Raw genomic sequence first — 15,243 nt, forward strand, 5'->3', positions numbered from 1 at the left:
GATCATTATCCTGTGCCGCCATCGGCGGATGTGGCGGGGACGTCACGAAATGGTCCGGCATTGTTCGCTTCTGCGATACCGTGCGGCTTCGCATCTTTTATCCCTATAAATTGGGTTTGGTGAGGACTAGTGGGAAGTAAGGGGCGTTAGTGCACAACCAGCGCGACCTTTACCAGGCGTACCGCCTCACCATCCAGCGCATCGGCCTCGCCCTGCTGCGCGCCCAGCCCAACCAGCCCGAGTGGCCGCTGCGCCGGCAGAACATCGGGTTCCTGGCCGGGATCATGGTGGCGGTCCTGCTGTGCGTCGGCTTCGCCGTCTTCGGCCTGCTGCGCCCCGGCGGCACGAAGTCGATCGAGGAGCCGGGGACCCTCGTCATCGAGCGCGAGACGGGCGCCCGATACGTCTACAGCCACGACCAGCGCAGGCTCATCCCCGTCGCCAACTACGCCTCAGCCCGCCTCGTGCTCGCCTCGGCGCAGATCAAGGAGCGGGTCGTGGCACGCGAGGCCCTGGCCGGGTACGAGCGCGGCGCGCCCATCGGCATTCCCGGCGCCCCCGACTCCCTGCCCGGCCCCGCCAACCTGGCCAAGGGCCCCTGGGCGGTCTGCGTGCAGGAGCGCGCCGAGCCGACCGGGCGCAAACCGTACGTGACGCTGGTCGCCGGCCGTAAGGTCGGCGGCACGCCGGTCGCGGAGGGTGACGCGCTCCTCGTCGACGTGGGCGGCCGGCAGTGGGCCGTCTGGCGCGGCACCCGCATGCGCGTGGCGGGCGGCATCGCCCGCGGGCTCACCTCCACCACGCCCGCCCCGGTGCCGGTCGCCTGGCTCAACGCCCTGCCGGAGGGGCCTGATTTGGCCGCGCCGGCCATCAGCGGCCGCGGCAGGCCGGTCACCGGCCCCGGGGGCAAGGCCGCCGCCGTGGGCCAGGTGTTCCGCGCGGACGGCGTGGCCGGCGGCGAGGCCCGCTGGTACGTCATGCTGTCCGACGGCCTCGCCCCCGTCACCCAGGGCCAGGCCACGCTCCTGCTCAGCGACCCCGACAGCAGGCAGGCCTACGGCGGCGGCGCGGTGAAGGAGATCGCCGTCGACGCGGCCACCGCCAACGCCGCGCGCCGCTCGCGGACCGCGATCCCCGCCGACGGCCTGCCTCCCGTCATGCCGCGCATGACCGCCTACGACCCGGCCAGCCCGCTCTGCGCCGTCTACGCCGACACGGGAACCGGATCCACCCGCGCCCGCCTCACCACCGGCGCCACGCTGCCCGAGCCGCACGGGGACGCCACCGACCTCGTACGCCTGCCGCCCGGCAAGGCCGTGCTGGCCGGCGTCCTGCCCGGCGACGGCCAGCTCAAGGCGGTCCAGGCCTACTACCTGGTCACCGCCGACGGCCGCCGCTACGCCGTGCCGGGCGCCGACGTGCTGGGCAAGCTCGGCTACGACGCGAGCCAGGCCACCCCCGTGCCGGCGAACGTGCTCCAGCTCATCCCCGAGGGCCCCGTGCTCGACCCCGCGCGGGCGGCCAGGCCCGCGATCGAGCAGGATCAGTAACCGCGGTAGCCGCTGCCGGTCTTCATGCCGACCACGCCGGGCACGTTCGAGACCGAGCCGTAGCGGTCGACGGCGTAGCGCACGCCCGCGATGATGTTGTCGACCGGGTCGTAGATGTTGCCGTGTCCCGGCAGCTTGTGGGCGTCGAACGTCGGGTCGATGGTCTGCATCAGCCCTTTGGAGGGTGTGCCCTTCGCCGCGTTGGAGTCCCAGTTGTTGATGGCGTGCGGGTTCCCGCCCGACTCATGCTTGATGATCATCCAGATGTCGTTCGCGTTCATCTGCTCCGGGGTGTAGCCGTGCCTCCTGAGAATGGCGATCGCCTGGTTGATCCAGCCGGCGACCTGGCCCTGTGGGGCCGGGTCGCCTCCGGCCGGCGGCGGTCCGCTGGAGCCGTACCCGCCGAAGCCTCCCGAAGCGCCGCCCGAGGAGCCTGACGGCGTCGACGCGGCCAGCGCGGTCGTGCGTGACTCCGCCTCCGCCGGGGACCAGTCGAGCCTTCTGCCCGGCGCGGGTGCGAAGGGCTGGGCGTCCGGCTCCGGGAGCTCTTTGGCGATGTCCGGGATCGTGCCGAGCGCGCTCTGGAGCCTCCCCGCGGTGTCGGCGAGCGCCTTGCCGGTGTCGGCGACCAGCTTCTGCAGCGCCGAGCGGGCCTCGCCGAGCGCGGGCCGCATGCTCTGCGCCACCTGCTCCTCGGCGGGCCTGGGCGTACGGCCGCGCAACTCCTGGGCGGCGGAGGCGTACCCCTGGCAGATCTCCAGCGCCTGCGTCTCGGCGGAGCTCAGCGTGCTCGCGGCCGCGTCGAGGTGGCCCGCGCAGTCCTGCAGCGCCTGCCGGAACCGGTCACCGCAGCCCGCGAGCCTGCCCATGTAACCGGCGAACGCGTCCGCGCCCGACCCCTGCCAGGCCTGGTCCACGTCGGACACCGCGGTGCGCAGCGCGCCGGTGTGCCGCCCGCCGGTTCCCGCGGCGGCGCGCCAGGCCTGCGCCGCCGCGGTGATCGCCTCGGGCGCGCCGGCCACCCGGGCCGCCAGGTCGGCCAGCTCGCCGCCGCCAGGCGCGGCCCTGACGTCGTCGAGCGCGCTCACCGCCGGACCGCGGCGCCGTCGGCGGCGACTACCGTGCGCTCGACGCCGTCGAGGGTGCGCTCGACCGCCTCCAGGCGGCCGCCCAGGGTCCTGGCCGCCTGCTCGGCGACCCGCAGCAGGTCGCCCGCCGCCGTCGCCATGGCCGCCGACCCGGACACGTTCCCGAAGGCCGCCGCGTCCGGCGCCTGGCCCGTCATGCCCGCGAAGGCTCCCGACGCCGACCTGGCCGCGGCCGCGCACGCCTCCAGCGCGCCGCGGTGGAACGTGAGCACCACGCTCGCCCTCCTTCCCCTCCTCAGCGCCGGAAGAGCTCCAGCAGCTCCTCCGCCCGACGGGTGCGGGCGATCCACATCTCGCGCCCGCGACGTTCCCGCGTGATCAACCGCCCGGCACGCAGCCGGTCGCAGTGGTACGTGAGGCCGCTGGGGGCGATCTTCATGTCCGTCGCCAGCATGGACATGGTCATGGGCTGGTCGAGCGCGCAGAGCAGGTCGGCCCGGATCGGACCGACGAGCGCGGACAGCTCGTCCACCGCCGGCCTGACCGGCTTGCGCCACAGCGAGTCGGCGCCGCGGACCGGATAGGCGATCCACACCGCCTCGGGGTCGTCCAGGCTGACGATCACGGAGTCCTTGCCGGCCAGCGTCGGCACCAGAACGATCCTGCGGTCGCCCAGGTCGTGCCCGATGGGTTCCGGGTCGGAGATGAGCAGGCCGCGCTCGGTGCAGACGATGCGGTCGCTGAGCGAGCCGAACAGCAGCTCGGGGCGGCCACGCACGGCCGCCACCCCCACCCGCTCGATCTCCCTGTCCAGCAGCGGGCGGGCCCGCTTCCACAGGGGTTCCGTGGTGTTCCAGACGTCGGTCACGGCGCCGGCGTAGCCGCGCAGCCAGCGGCGCGGCTGCTCGGCGGCCGCACGCCAGTGCGCGGGCGGCGTCCCCGGCCCGAACGCCTGCTCCATGTCCTTGAGCAGGGCGTCCGGCGCGATGTCCTGGAGCGCGCTGATCTGGCTCTGCATGGTGACGTCCCCGTCGACGGGGGATCTGGCCACGAGACTGTCGGGCGCGACCGTGCGGCCGGGCGCGGCCAGCGGGCGTACGGCCTCGTGCCCGTACGGGCGGACACGCGCGCTGATCGCCCTCCGCCAGAGCTCGGGCAGGCCGCGACGGCGCCCCGCGAGCGCGTCGGCGATCATGGCGAGTACGGTCAGGTTCGGCGCGATGGAGATCGAGATCTGTGGCGTGGAGCTGAAACGCAGCTCGCTCCACGCCTCGGTGCTGATTACGTGAGCCCCCACGGGTTGGACTGTAGGCAGCGCAGTCATCGCTGGAGCAATGCTTCAAGGAAGCTGGAAACATCCATAGGTCGAGCGATCCAGCCCTACGTGATGCGAACACTCCGGACGGGCGCGTGGTTGTCCGTCTGCTTCGGGGTCACCTGCATGACATGTCCTCTGTGTCGGGTCGTGTCGTGATTGGGTTCGTTAACGTACGCTCCTCCGCTAACTTCTCACTTAAAAAGTCTCCATGGCCGCCTGACCAGCGAAAACATGCTGGCGCGCAGCCCTGCACCGACGTGACTCCAGGCGGGAGTCCCGTCAGCGCGGTGCGGTGTGGACCGCCTCGCGCCGGAAGTCGCGAGGCGACACTCCGTAGGCCCGGCGGAAGGCCCGGCTGAAGTCGGCGGCGTGCGAGAAACCCCACCTGGCCGCGATGCTGTGGATCGGCACCTCTCGCAGCGCGGGATCGGCCAGATCGCGCCGGGCGCGGTCGAGCCGCTGCGCCCTGATGTAGCCGCCGACCGTGCTGCCCTCCTTCTGGAAGAGCCGGTGCAGGTAGCTGGTGGAGATGTGGTGCTCTGCGGCCAGCGCCCGCGGCCCCAGGTCGGGGTCGCGCAGGTGCTCATGGACGAACGCCTGGACACGCAGGATGAGCGCCTCACGGTTGGAGGGCGGGACGACGGGGCTGGTCTCGATGGCGTGCGCGAGGAGCGCGGAGACCAGGTCGAGCACCACCATGCCGAGCCGCGCGCCGTCGGCGGGCCGGTAGGCGCCTTGGTCCTCCGCCAGGCCGGTGATGAAGCTCGCCAGCAGGGCGCCGATGCCGTCGGTGGCCGACATCCTGCTGCCCAGCATCGCGTCCACCTGGTGCGTGGGCAGGGAGACCAGAGACCGGGGCACGGTCACCATGGCGGCCTCGAACCGCGGGCCCTGCCGCGGTGCCCGGAAACGCGCGGCCAGGACCCGCGTCATGTCGTGCACCAGCAGGTCGCCGACCCCCGACGTCGCGTGGCCGTCGGCCCAGATGACCTGCAGCGACCCGGCCAGGGGCACCAGCAGCTGGCAGGTCTCCTCCAGTTCGGGCTCCTCGGGGTGCTCCTCCGCCCGCCACAGGCGCTGCGGCTCGAAGCTCCGCCTCGCCACGGTCACGGCCCCGAACTGCGCGCTGGTGTCGCGCGCCTCGACCGCCGGCTCGCACAAGGGCTCGCCGTCCCTGACGCGGTCTTCGTCCCATGGCTCGGCCAACGGCATACTGGCAAGCCTATGCCGATCGGGCGCGGCGCGAGTGGCCCCCGGGGCCGGCCGGGGTGAGCTCAGCGCACGCCTGGCCTGCTCGGCTCAACGTGCCCGCGCAGGGGCGCGCACACGAGCGATGGCCCGGGCGGGGAGGACATCTTTGCACCGGGACCCAAAGATCGAAGCCCGCGAGTGGGATTTCCCATCCACGCTCGACCCGGCGCCGGTGGCCGGTGCGACCACTCGGATGGAAGGCTTCCCCGCAGCCGCCCCGGTCCTCCTGCGAACGGATGGCCGGGGCGGAATCTCCGCAGACGAGTGAAAGGAGTGCTGCAGATGACGTACGACGCCGGCCGCGTCGCGGCGAAGCGGATCAATGATCACGTGGAGGTCATCCACGTCGACCACCCGGGCACGGTGCTGGAGGTGCCCCGCCGCGACTGGGAATCCTTCACCGCGGCCGTCAAGGCGGGTGCGTTCGACCTCGAAACCCTCGAGCGGGCGCGGGAAGAGAACGTGGCCTGACCGCAGCACGACGGCGCCCGCCCGCCCGCCGGCGAGCGGGCGCCTCCACGTGTCCCGGGGCTCTGCCTCCCTGTGCCCCCGGCGACTGCCCGCGTCCCCGCAAACGTTCAGGGGAGGCGCAACTCGGCGAAGACGCCGCGGTGGTCGGTGCCCGGCACGTCGAAGATCTCCACCCGGCGCACGCTCACCCTCCGGTCGGCCAGGATGTGGTCGATGGAGATGATGGGCGGGAACTTCCGAAAGCTCGGCCAGGTCGGCACCAGGCCCTTGCCCACCTGGTCGGCGGCGTCCACGTAGCCGCGGTCGAGCAGGTCGCGCATGGCCCGGTGGTCGAGGCTGGCGTTGAAGTCGCCGGCCAGCACCCGGATCGTCGAGGAGGTGGCCGGGGGAAAGGCGCTCAGGGCGGCGTTCCACTCCTCCGTCTTGCGGCCGAGCGGCGGGTTGGGATGCACCGCCACGAACTCGACCGTGCCCCCGCCCGGCAGCGTCACGGTCGCGGCCGGCATGTTGTGCCCGACCGGGGTGAACAGGCCCGTCAGCTCCTTCGCCGGATGTTTGGAGAAGATGCCGCTGCCGGTGGCGCCGAAGGAGGGCTGCAGCACGCGGTGCGGCAGGAGCCGCGCGAGCCCGGCCGCGTCCAGCCGCTCCACCTCGGCGTAGCTGAGCTCCAGGGCGCTGAACACGTCGACGTCGTGCTCGCGCACCAGATCGACCACGGTCTCGGCGTCGGCCCGGGTGAACAGGTTGATCGCCAGCACCCGCAGCGGCGCGCCCTGCGCCGGAGGCTGCTCGGCGGCGAACGCGCGCGGCGCCACGATGGAGGCCATCACCACGCACACCACGGCGGCGGCGAGCGCGGCCGGGCGGTTGCGCCGCAGCAGCGACAGCAGGGCGGTCAGTGCCGCGAGCCCCGCCCCGATGGGCGTCACCGTCATGAGCTGGGTGAGGAAGGAGCCCTGCTCCAGGCCACCGGCGCGGATGACGGCCCAGACGGCCAGCAGCGTGACGACCGTCCAGGACAGCCAGCGCCTGCGACGTCTCTTCCGGGAAGGCGGCGGATCATCCGTCGTGGCCCGGTCGACGCCGACTGCCGCGCTCACTTCGCCATCCTGTCCCCGACACGCTTCACAGGTTGAACCTTAAACGGCTGGAACGGCACGCCGCGACGCGGACGGTTCCGACGATCGGCGTGCCGCCGCATCCCGGCGCCGCGGGCGGGCGCCTTTGCTAACACCGGGGAAACGTGACCGCGTGTTGGGTGATCGCAGGCGAGGCAGGACGATCGGGCTCCGGAGAGTCGCGCGAGCGATGCCGGATCCCGGCAGCCCGCCCGCCTCCACCGGCGTTTCCCCATCACGCTCCGTGCCGGTGGCGACCGTCATGAGGTCATGTGCTGAAGGGATGGTGTAGTTCAGTGGGTACGTGCAGACGGAGAGCAACGCTCTCGCTCGCCACCGCGGCGCTGCTTGCCGGGTCCGTGGCGGTCAGCGGCCCGGCGCATGCGGCGTCGTCCCCGATCGAGGCATGCGGTGGTGGTAGTTACCACGTCATAGACAAGGAGGACTTAGGAGCGGTAGCCACCGTCTACCTGCTGTACAACGGCACATCCAATTGCGTGATCACGTGGAAGAAGGACGCGCACGCGGGAACCAAGACGTGGATGATGGCCTCCATCGCGAAGCAGAACAGCGACGGCGGCTTCTCCGACTACAAGACCGACAGCGGAAACTATGCGTACTACGCCGGCCCGCGGAAGGTGAAGGCGCCCCATACGTGCGTCGACTGGGGAGGCGGCGTACCGATCAACGGGGTCGAAACCTCCTGGTTCTCCCCTCGCTCGCGGTGGCACTGCGACTGATCCGTCGGGCTCACGCGGTGACCACGTCGGCGATGATCACCGTGGCGTCGCCCTCCGGCTCCAGGGCGGACATCTCGTCGTACAGGCGGTCCAGGCAGGCGGCAGGTGACGTGCCGCTCGCGAGCAGCGCCTTCAGCCGGGCGGCGCCGAGGGCGCGGGTCACGCCGTCCGTGACGATGGCCACGCGGTCGCCTGAGCGCAGGGGCAGCGTCCCGGTCTCCGGGGTGGGCGCCGCCGGCAGGCCGGACCCGCGCGTCGTCAGGCCGCCGTCGGAACCGTGGGCCGTCGTGAGCGGACGCGGCTCCGCACCCTTCGCACAGTGCCAGATGGCGCCGTCGCCGACGTGGGCGTAGCGCAGGCGCGGTTGCTGATCCTGGTCGAGGACGACCAGATCCAGCGAGCTGACCGGACCCGGTCCGCCGGAGCCGGCCGGGGTGGACCCCGATGCGGTGGGGCCGGTGGCGTGGGGCAGGCCAGTGGCGCGTGCTGCGCGGTGGGCCGCTCGGGCGCACTCGCCGAGGTCCTTCTCCCGAGTCCCCGCGCGCTGCGGCCGGGCGGCCACCACCGATGCCAGGGCGAGGGCCGCGGCGGTGTGGGCGTCGCCCGTGCCGCCGGTGCCGCCCGCGTCGCCCGCGTCGCCCGCGTCGCCCGTGCCGTGTGCCGCCGCGATGAGCCGTTCCTGGATGACGTACGCGTCCGACGGCCGGCCGCGCGAGCCGTCGTACGTGCCGCCCGCCGCCACCAGCCTCGGCCGCGCCACCGGCAGGCCGGCCGGCCAGCTTTCCCTGCGGCCGCGGACCGTCATGACGGACACGCAGCCCACCAGGATGGGGATCACCACGAAGAACATCAGGTTCCCTCTCTCTGTCGCGTTCCCAGCGGCCCGCGCATCAGTACACGCGTGTACAAGGAGACACGACTGACGGCTGTTCGGCCGTCGTGGGGATGACGGCCGATCAGCCGTCATGCCGCGGGGGGAGCCGCGGATCAGGGTCGGGGGAGGACGGTGATCGACCGCAGCAGTGCCGGCCCGAGGAAACGACCATGCGAGCCATCTCCCCATCAGCCGCCACGGCTGGCGCGATCTTCCCGCCCACCCCTGCGGCGTGCGTTAGTCTGAGATCCGTCTTGTGCTCTCACTGCGAGCGGGCGGCGCATGTCTCACCGCGGTTCCACGAGGTACGACTCGGCGGCCAGGCAACTGGAGCAGGCCGCCGCGCGCATCGGGGCCGGTTCCCGGGCCGTGATCGGCCTGGTGGCGGTCGTCGCGGCGGTCCTCGGCGCCGTGCCGCCCGTCTCGGTGTGGTGGCTGGCGCCCGCCCTGGCGGTCCACCTGCTCTGGACCGTTCTCTTCCTGCGGGTGGCCTGGCGCAGGAAGCCGCTGCCGCCCTGGCTGGCGGCCGGTGATGTCGCCGTCACCGTCATGCTCTGCCTCGCGCAGCGCCACCTCGTGGCGGTGGACGCGCTCGCCGCGAACGCGAGCTGGATCTCCGGGCTGGTCACCATGAGCGTGGTCGTCGCCGGCGTCGCCTGGCGGCCTGCGATCGCCGTGCCAGCCGGGCTGGCCGTGGCGGCGTCGTACCTGGTGGGGGCCCGGTTCGCGGTGCCGCATCAGAACGTCGTGAGCACCCTGGCGATCCACCTCATGCAGATCCTGGCCATCGCGCTGCTGATGACGCTGCTGCGCCGCTCCGCCGCCTCGGCCGACGCCTTCCTGCGCCGCAGCGCGCGCGCCGAGGTCACGCTCATGGTCGAGCGGCTGCGCCGCGAGGACGAGCTGCGCCAGGTCGGCAGCGTCCACGAGACGTCGCTGCACACGCTGACCATGGTCGGACTGGGCACCTACGACCGGCCGTCGGACACGCTGCGCCGCCAGGCCGAGACCGACCTGGCGGCGCTGGAACGGCTGCGCGACAGGCCGCACGCGGGCACCGCGGCCATCGCTCTCGACGCCCTGCTCGACGAGGTGGCCGGCCGGGCCACGAGCCTGGAGGTACGCAGGAGCCTGACGCCGGAGACGGTGCCGGGAGAGGTGGCCGAGCGGTTCGCCCGAGCCGTCAACGAGGCGCTGGCGAACGTCGCCCGGCACGCCGGCGTGCGCCAGGCCGAGCTGGTCTCCAGCACCCGCGACGGTGAGATCAGGGTGGAGGTCGCCGACACGGGCGCCGGCTTCGACGTCGAACGGGTGCCGCCCGACCGGTTCGGCGTGCGCGGCTCGATCCTCGGCACGATGCGCTCCCTGCCGAACGCCGGCGCCGACATCAGCTCGGGGACCGGCGGCACCCGGGTGAGCCTGTGGTGGCGGCCATGACCGGCGACATCGAGGAGGTGGCGCACCGCTACACGCTCTACACCGCGATCGGCGCCATCGTGATCGCCGCGGTCTGGCACACGGGCTACGACCTCACCGTCACCATCACCGGCTGGGAGTCCTTCCGCTGGCCCCTTCTCGCGGCCGCCGCCTGGATCGCCTACACCGCGATCGGCGTCGTCGCCGCCCTGTCGCTGTTACGCACGTTCACCGGCCCGGCCAGGGCTCGCGAGTCGGCCGTCGCCGTGCTCGTCCTGGACGTCGCGGTGATCGTGGCCTGCCGGCCGCAGGACCTGATCGGCCCCATCGACTGGGGATGGGGGTCGGTGGGCTGGCTCGGCGTCATGCTGTTGTGGAACCGGCCGCGCTGGCGGGCCGAGGCCATCGCGTTCCTGTCGGCCAACGCCGGCATCATGCTGGTGGCGATGATCGCCACGGGCACGGTCGACCGCGTCTCCCTCGCCAAATACCTGATGGTCATCGTCGGCAGCGTCACGCTCCAGCTCGGCTACATGGCGGGCTGCCACACCCTGCGCGTACGCGCCGAGGACGCGGCGCTGCTGGCTCGCCGGCTGGCCGCCGACGACGCGTGGCGCGAGTCCGCGCAGCGCATCCACGCCGACCGGCTCCGCCGCTACGAAGCCATCCGCGAGGTGGCGGAGTCGATGCTCAAGCAGCTCGCCGACGGCGCTGACCCCGGCGATTCACGGGTGCGCGACGACTGCACGGCGGGCGCCATGCGGCTGCGGCGGCTCATCACGGAGCGCGAGGAGGTGCCGGACGAACTGGTGTCGGCGCTGCGCGAGCACATCGACGCGGCCGAGCGGCGGCAGGTCCTGGTGACGGCGCCGCCGTTCGGCGAGCGCCTGCCCGCGCTGCCCGACGGCGTGCGCGAGGACCTCCTCAGGGCACCCGTCGCGGCCCTGGACGGGGCCAGGACGAGGGCCAGGGTGACCGTGTCCGCGATGTCGGCCATGGTGAGCGTTGCGGTCGTCGCCGACAACGACGACCTGCCGGTCAACCCCGCTCCGGTGCGAGAGCCCAGCGGGGTCGTCGTCACCTATCAGCGGCAGGGAGGCGAGGTATGGGTCAACAGCATCTGGCAGGCCCCGTGACAGGACCCGTGACGGTCGCGCTGGTGGAGGACCATCAGGTCGTGGTGGACGGCGTGCGCTCGTGGTTCTGGCCGCACAGCCAGGTGGAGCTGGTCGCTCAGGGGCCCACCATCGAGTCGGTCCGGGGCACGCCCGCCGACGTGCTGCTGCTCGACCTCAACCTCAACGGCACCATGGTCATCGACCGGGTCGCGGAGTTGTGCGCGGGCGGGCAGCGGGTCATCGTCTTCTCCGAGCACGAGGAGCCCGAGACGGTGCGCGCGGTGCTGGACGCGGGCGCCTCGGCCTTCATCGGCAAGGGACGGGCGACCCGTGACTCGTGTCTGGAGACGATCCTGGAGGTGGCCGCCGACCGGCCGAGCATGACACCGCCGATGGCCCAGGCCATCGCCACGGACGAGGGGCCGCACCGGCCGCAGCTGTCCGACAAGGAGCGGGCGGCGCTGCTGTTCTGGTTCCAGTCGATGTCGAAGGCCTCGGTGGCGGCACGGATGGGGATCAAGGAACGGACCGTGCGGCAGTACATCGACCGGGCCAGGGTCAAGTACGCGGCGGCCGGGCGGCCCGCGCCCACCAAGGAGAAGCTGCTCATCTGCGCCATCCAGGACGGTCTGCTGCAGCCCGACGAGGTGACCGTCTACACGTCGCTGGCGGCTCGCACACCACCCGATCGGGGATGACGCCTGGCCTCGGTCCTCCTGGCAGGAGGGGGCCGGCAGGGCCGAGGACCAGGTCAAGGCGGGCGAGCGCCCAGCGCCGCCCGCGAACGAGCTCGGCGGGAGGTGAAACTTTCACCCCGCGCCCCTGTGACGGGAAAGCCCTTTCCGCTGCTCACCGCGCCCGCCGCGACAAGGCGGTGAAGGCTGGAGAGATCTTGACATGTCCCATTATTTGTATGACCTTCCCCGGTCAGATACCGTCCCGGCGGGAGCGCTCCCAAACCATCGGACCCCCGACCGGAACACGGAGACCGCCATGCCCCGAGTCCGACCTCACCCCGCGGCGCGACGCGCCCTCGCGCTGTTGCTGTCCGTGGTGACGATCTGCGCCATCGCCCTGTACGGCCCCATGACCGGTACGGCCTCCGCGCACGGCTCGGTCATCGACCCGGCGTCCCGCAACTACGGTTGCTGGCTGCGCTGGGGCAGCGACTTCCAGAACCCCGCCATGCAGCAGCAGGACCCGATGTGCTGGCAGGCCTGGCAGGACAACACGAACGCCATGTGGAACTGGAACGGACTCTACCGCGACAACGTCGGCGGCAACCACCAGGCCGCGATCCCTGACGGCCAGCTCTGCAGCGCCGGCCGGACGCAGGACGGCCGCTACCGCTCCATGGACACCCCTGGAGCGTGGACCATGGCCAACCTGGGCGGCACCTTCGACATCAGGCTGCACGACCAGGCCCGCCACGGCGCCGACTACATCAGGGTCTACATCACCCGTCAGGGCTACAACGCCACCACCACGCCGCTGGGCTGGAACCACCTGGAGCTCGTCCGGGAGACCTCTCGTTACGCGCCCGCAGAGACGTACATGATCAACGGCGTCGGCAAGGGTTCGCGCACCGGCCGTCACGTGGTCTACACGATCTGGAAGGCCTCGCACATGGACCAGACGTACTACATCTGCAGCGACGTCAACTTCAGCTGAGCCGGGCACACGCGCCGGGGAGCCCGCGCCCGGCGCGTCACCGGCTGGTCGAGATGCGTACGGCCGGCCCTGACCGGTTCCGCGCGCTGCTGCACGGGGTGGTGGCGCTCCGGGCGCGCGTGCGTACGGAACAGAGCGTGTTCAAGAGGGACGGCCCTGAGAGACAGCCCTGAGAGACAGCCCTGAGAGACAGCCCTGAGGGACGGCACTGAGGGACAGCACCGGGAGACGCGCCCTGGGAGATGGCCCTGCGAGACGGCGCTGGTGGACAGGACGGACGGAAAGGGCTGAGGGTCGAGTCATGACATTTCCGACTTTCACGTCCAGCCAGAGTGAACCCCGAGCCCGGGGCGAGGAGCTCGGCTCCCACCGCCGCGCGGCCATCGCCGCCAACCTCGCCGGCTACACCGACCTGTTCAGGGTCGCCGGCGCCACCCCCGCGCAGGTCCGCGCGTGGGGCGAGCAGGCGCTCGACCGCAGCGCCGCCTGGGCTCCCCGGCTGGCCGACGAGATCGCCGGGATCGCGTCCGGGGCCGGGCTGGAGCCGTGGCAGGTCGCCGTGGTCAACGCCAGGACCGAGATCCTGGCCGCCCTCCACGCGAGCGGCGAGGGGGAGTGCTCGACGTCCGTCGTGCTGCCGGGCCCCGGCCTCCCGCCGCGTACGGTGCAGACCTGGGACTGGCACGACCACCTGCGCGATGCCCCCATGTTGTGGGAGCTGGCGCCCCGCCCCGGGCACGTCGTGCGTACGTTCACCGAGTCGGGGGCGCTGGCCAAGATCGGGGTGAACACGGCGGGCCTGGGCGTGCACTTCAACATCCTGCGCCACGACGCCGACACCGCCGAGGTCGGCGTGCCCGTGCACCTGATCGCCCGCCGCATCCTGGACGAGGCGGCCACCGTCGAGGAGGCCGCCGGCATCGCCCGCTCGGCCACGGTCTCGGCCTCCACCGTCATCACCGTCGTGACCGCGGGCGGCGCGGGCTCGATCGAGATCTCCCCGGCCGGCGTGGCCGTCATCCCGCCCGATCCCGGCGGCGTCCTGATGCACTGCAACCACTTCCTCGACCCCGCGCTGGCCGCGGGGGAGCGGCACGCCACCGAGCGGCCCGGCACGTACGCCCGCCTGCGGCACCTGCGCGACCACGCCGGCGAGCTCGGCGGCGACGACCTGACGAAACGCGCGCTCGCCCTGCTCAGCCACGGCCCCGACGAGGCGCCCGTGTGCGCCCACCCTGACCTGTCGCAGCCGATCCACCAGAGGTGGGAGACGCTGGCCACGGTCGGGCTCGACGTGCGGGCCGGGCGCCTTCGAGTGCACCAGGGCGGGCCCTGCAGGGTCACCGAGGCGACCTGGCAGACGTTCTGATCGGCGGCCCGTCAGCTGAACGCGCCGATCCCCGTGAGCGCCTTGCCCAGCACCAGCGTGTGGATCTCCGACGTCCCCTCGTAGGTCAGCACGGACTCCAGGTTCACGGAGTGCCTGATCACCGGGTATTCCAGGGTGACGCCGCTCGCGCCGAGCAGCGTGCGGCACTTCCTGGCGATCTCCAGGGCCTCGCGCACGTTGTTCAGCTTGCCGGCGCTCACCTGCTCGGGGGTGATCGTGCCGGCCTCCTTCAGCCGCCCGAGGTGCACCGCGAGCAGCAGGCCCTTGCCCAGCTCCAGCGCCATGTCGGCGAGCTTCTCCTGGGTGAGCTGGTAGGAGGCGAGCGGCCTGGCGAACACCTGGCGGTCGCCCGCGTACGCGATCGCGGTCTCCAGGCAGTCGAGCGCCGCCCCCATCGACCCGAACACGATCCCGAACCGCGCCTCGTTGAGGCAGCCCAGCGGCCCGGACAGGCCCCTGGCGCCCGGCAACATCGCCGCGCCGGGCAGCCGCACCCCGTCGAGCACCAGCTCGCTGGTCACGCTGGCGCGCAGCGAGATCTTGTGCTTGACGTCGTTCACGGTGAAGCCGGGCGTGCCCGCGGGGACCAGGAAACCCCTGACGCCCTCGTCCGTGCGGGCCCAGACCACCGCGACGTCCGACACCGAGCCGTTGGTGATCCACATCTTGGTGCCGTTCAGCACCCAGTCGCCGCCCTCGCGCTTGGCCGTGGTGCGCATGCCCCCGGGATCGGAGCCGAAGTCGGGCTCGGTCAGGCCGAAGCAGCCGATGCGCTCGCCGGCCGCCATCGGGGGCAGCCACTCCTGCTTCTGCTCCTCGCTGCCGTACTTCCAGATGGCGTACATGGCCAGCGACCCCTGCACCGACACCAGGCTGCGCAGCCCGGAGTCGGCCGCCTCCAGTTCCAGGCAGGCCAGCCCGTACGAGACCGCGCCCATGCCCGCGCAGCCGTAGCCGTCGAGGTGCATGCCGAGCACGCCGACCGAGCCGAGCGTGCGGGCCAGCTCGCGCGCGGGCAGCTCGCCGTCCTCGAACCAGCGGGCGACGTGCGGCCGGATCTCCCGGTCGCAGACGCGCCTGACCGTGGTCCTGATCTCGCGCTCCTCCTCGGTCAGCAGCGTGTCGAGGGCGAACAGCGCGGTGGGTGCGATCATGACTCTCCATATATTGGATCCAATATTGAAAATCCAATATGCCACGGCTAGGGTGCGGTGACCATGGACGTTCTCACGCTCACC

The 15,243-nt window shown here is 72.2% G+C and carries 15 protein-coding genes; 8 read left to right on the forward strand and 7 right to left on the reverse strand.

The window, feature by feature from the left end; all coding sequences use genetic code 11:
- The first annotated feature begins 149 nt into the window (after positions 1-149).
- Positions 150-1,550 (forward strand): type VII secretion protein EccB, encoded by a 1,401-nt coding sequence (gene eccB, locus ACTWPV_RS03245; RefSeq protein WP_443150524.1) that lies wholly within the window; start codon positions 150-152, stop codon positions 1,548-1,550.
- On the opposite strand, the gene ACTWPV_RS03250 is transcribed toward eccB, so the two are convergent.
- From ACTWPV_RS03250 to ACTWPV_RS03265, 4 genes are all read right to left on the reverse strand, one after another.
- Positions 1,544-2,638: a transglycosylase SLT domain-containing protein gene (locus tag ACTWPV_RS03250; protein WP_443150525.1), complete on the reverse strand. Its 1,095-nt coding sequence runs from the start codon at positions 2,636-2,638 to the stop codon at positions 1,544-1,546. The genes eccB and ACTWPV_RS03250 overlap by 7 nt on opposite strands.
- Positions 2,635-2,913, reverse strand: coding sequence for a hypothetical protein (locus ACTWPV_RS03255; RefSeq protein ID WP_347641989.1), 279 nt, complete (start codon positions 2,911-2,913; stop codon positions 2,635-2,637). The genes ACTWPV_RS03250 and ACTWPV_RS03255 overlap by 4 nt, the downstream gene beginning before the upstream one ends.
- A 20-nt stretch (positions 2,914-2,933) precedes the next feature.
- Positions 2,934-3,935 (reverse strand): ArsR/SmtB family transcription factor, encoded by a 1,002-nt coding sequence (locus tag ACTWPV_RS03260; protein ID WP_347641990.1) that lies wholly within the window; start codon positions 3,933-3,935, stop codon positions 2,934-2,936.
- Positions 3,936-4,235: 300 nt separating this feature from the next.
- The gene (locus ACTWPV_RS03265; protein ID WP_443150526.1) at positions 4,236-5,168 is read right to left on the reverse strand and encodes a helix-turn-helix domain-containing protein; all 933 of its coding nucleotides are present in this window, start codon (positions 5,166-5,168) and stop codon (positions 4,236-4,238) included.
- A 321-nt stretch (positions 5,169-5,489) separates the two neighbouring features.
- Here ACTWPV_RS03265 and ACTWPV_RS03270 point away from each other — a divergent pair, with 321 nt between their 5' ends.
- Positions 5,490-5,678: a hypothetical protein gene (locus ACTWPV_RS03270; protein WP_443150527.1), complete on the forward strand. Its 189-nt coding sequence runs from the start codon at positions 5,490-5,492 to the stop codon at positions 5,676-5,678.
- A gap of 107 nt (positions 5,679-5,785) precedes the next feature.
- On the opposite strand, the gene ACTWPV_RS03275 is transcribed toward ACTWPV_RS03270, so the two are convergent.
- Entirely contained in the window at positions 5,786-6,778 is a 993-nt protein-coding gene (locus ACTWPV_RS03275; protein WP_443150528.1) for an endonuclease/exonuclease/phosphatase family protein, read from the reverse strand.
- A gap of 314 nt (positions 6,779-7,092) precedes the next feature.
- On the opposite strand from ACTWPV_RS03275, the gene ACTWPV_RS03280 reads away from it, so the two are divergent.
- Positions 7,093-7,536, forward strand: coding sequence for a hypothetical protein (locus ACTWPV_RS03280; RefSeq protein ID WP_443150529.1), 444 nt, complete (start codon positions 7,093-7,095; stop codon positions 7,534-7,536).
- Between the two features lie 10 nt (positions 7,537-7,546).
- On the opposite strand, the gene ACTWPV_RS03285 is transcribed toward ACTWPV_RS03280, so the two are convergent.
- Entirely contained in the window at positions 7,547-8,386 is an 840-nt protein-coding gene (locus tag ACTWPV_RS03285) for a SpoIIE family protein phosphatase (protein ID WP_443150530.1), read from the reverse strand.
- A 306-nt stretch (positions 8,387-8,692) separates the two neighbouring features.
- On the opposite strand from ACTWPV_RS03285, the gene ACTWPV_RS03290 reads away from it, so the two are divergent.
- From ACTWPV_RS03290 to ACTWPV_RS03310, 5 genes are all read left to right on the forward strand, one after another.
- Positions 8,693-9,847: a sensor histidine kinase gene (locus ACTWPV_RS03290; protein ID WP_347641996.1), complete on the forward strand. Its 1,155-nt coding sequence runs from the start codon at positions 8,693-8,695 to the stop codon at positions 9,845-9,847.
- Entirely contained in the window at positions 9,844-10,962 is a 1,119-nt protein-coding gene (locus ACTWPV_RS03295) for a hypothetical protein (protein WP_443150531.1), read from the forward strand. Before ACTWPV_RS03290 ends, ACTWPV_RS03295 begins: the two co-directional genes overlap by 4 nt.
- Complete coding sequence (locus tag ACTWPV_RS03300) at positions 10,959-11,642, forward strand: response regulator (RefSeq protein ID WP_443150532.1); 684 nt, start codon at positions 10,959-10,961, stop codon at positions 11,640-11,642. Before ACTWPV_RS03295 ends, ACTWPV_RS03300 begins: the two co-directional genes overlap by 4 nt.
- Before the next feature lie 295 nt (positions 11,643-11,937).
- Positions 11,938-12,615, forward strand: coding sequence for a lytic polysaccharide monooxygenase auxiliary activity family 9 protein (locus ACTWPV_RS03305; protein WP_443150533.1), 678 nt, complete (start codon positions 11,938-11,940; stop codon positions 12,613-12,615).
- A gap of 301 nt (positions 12,616-12,916) precedes the next feature.
- The gene (locus ACTWPV_RS03310) at positions 12,917-13,984 is read left to right on the forward strand and encodes a C45 family autoproteolytic acyltransferase/hydolase (protein WP_443150534.1); all 1,068 of its coding nucleotides are present in this window, start codon (positions 12,917-12,919) and stop codon (positions 13,982-13,984) included.
- Positions 13,985-13,995: 11 nt separating this feature from the next.
- Here ACTWPV_RS03310 and ACTWPV_RS03315 read toward each other — a convergent pair whose 3' ends face one another.
- Entirely contained in the window at positions 13,996-15,159 is a 1,164-nt protein-coding gene (locus tag ACTWPV_RS03315) for an acyl-CoA dehydrogenase family protein (RefSeq protein WP_443150535.1), read from the reverse strand.
- Positions 15,160-15,243 lie beyond the last annotated feature (84 nt).

The sequence above is a fragment of the Nonomuraea sp. KM88 genome (assembly GCF_052245635.1).
Lineage (GTDB): Bacteria > Actinomycetota > Actinomycetes > Streptosporangiales > Streptosporangiaceae > Nonomuraea.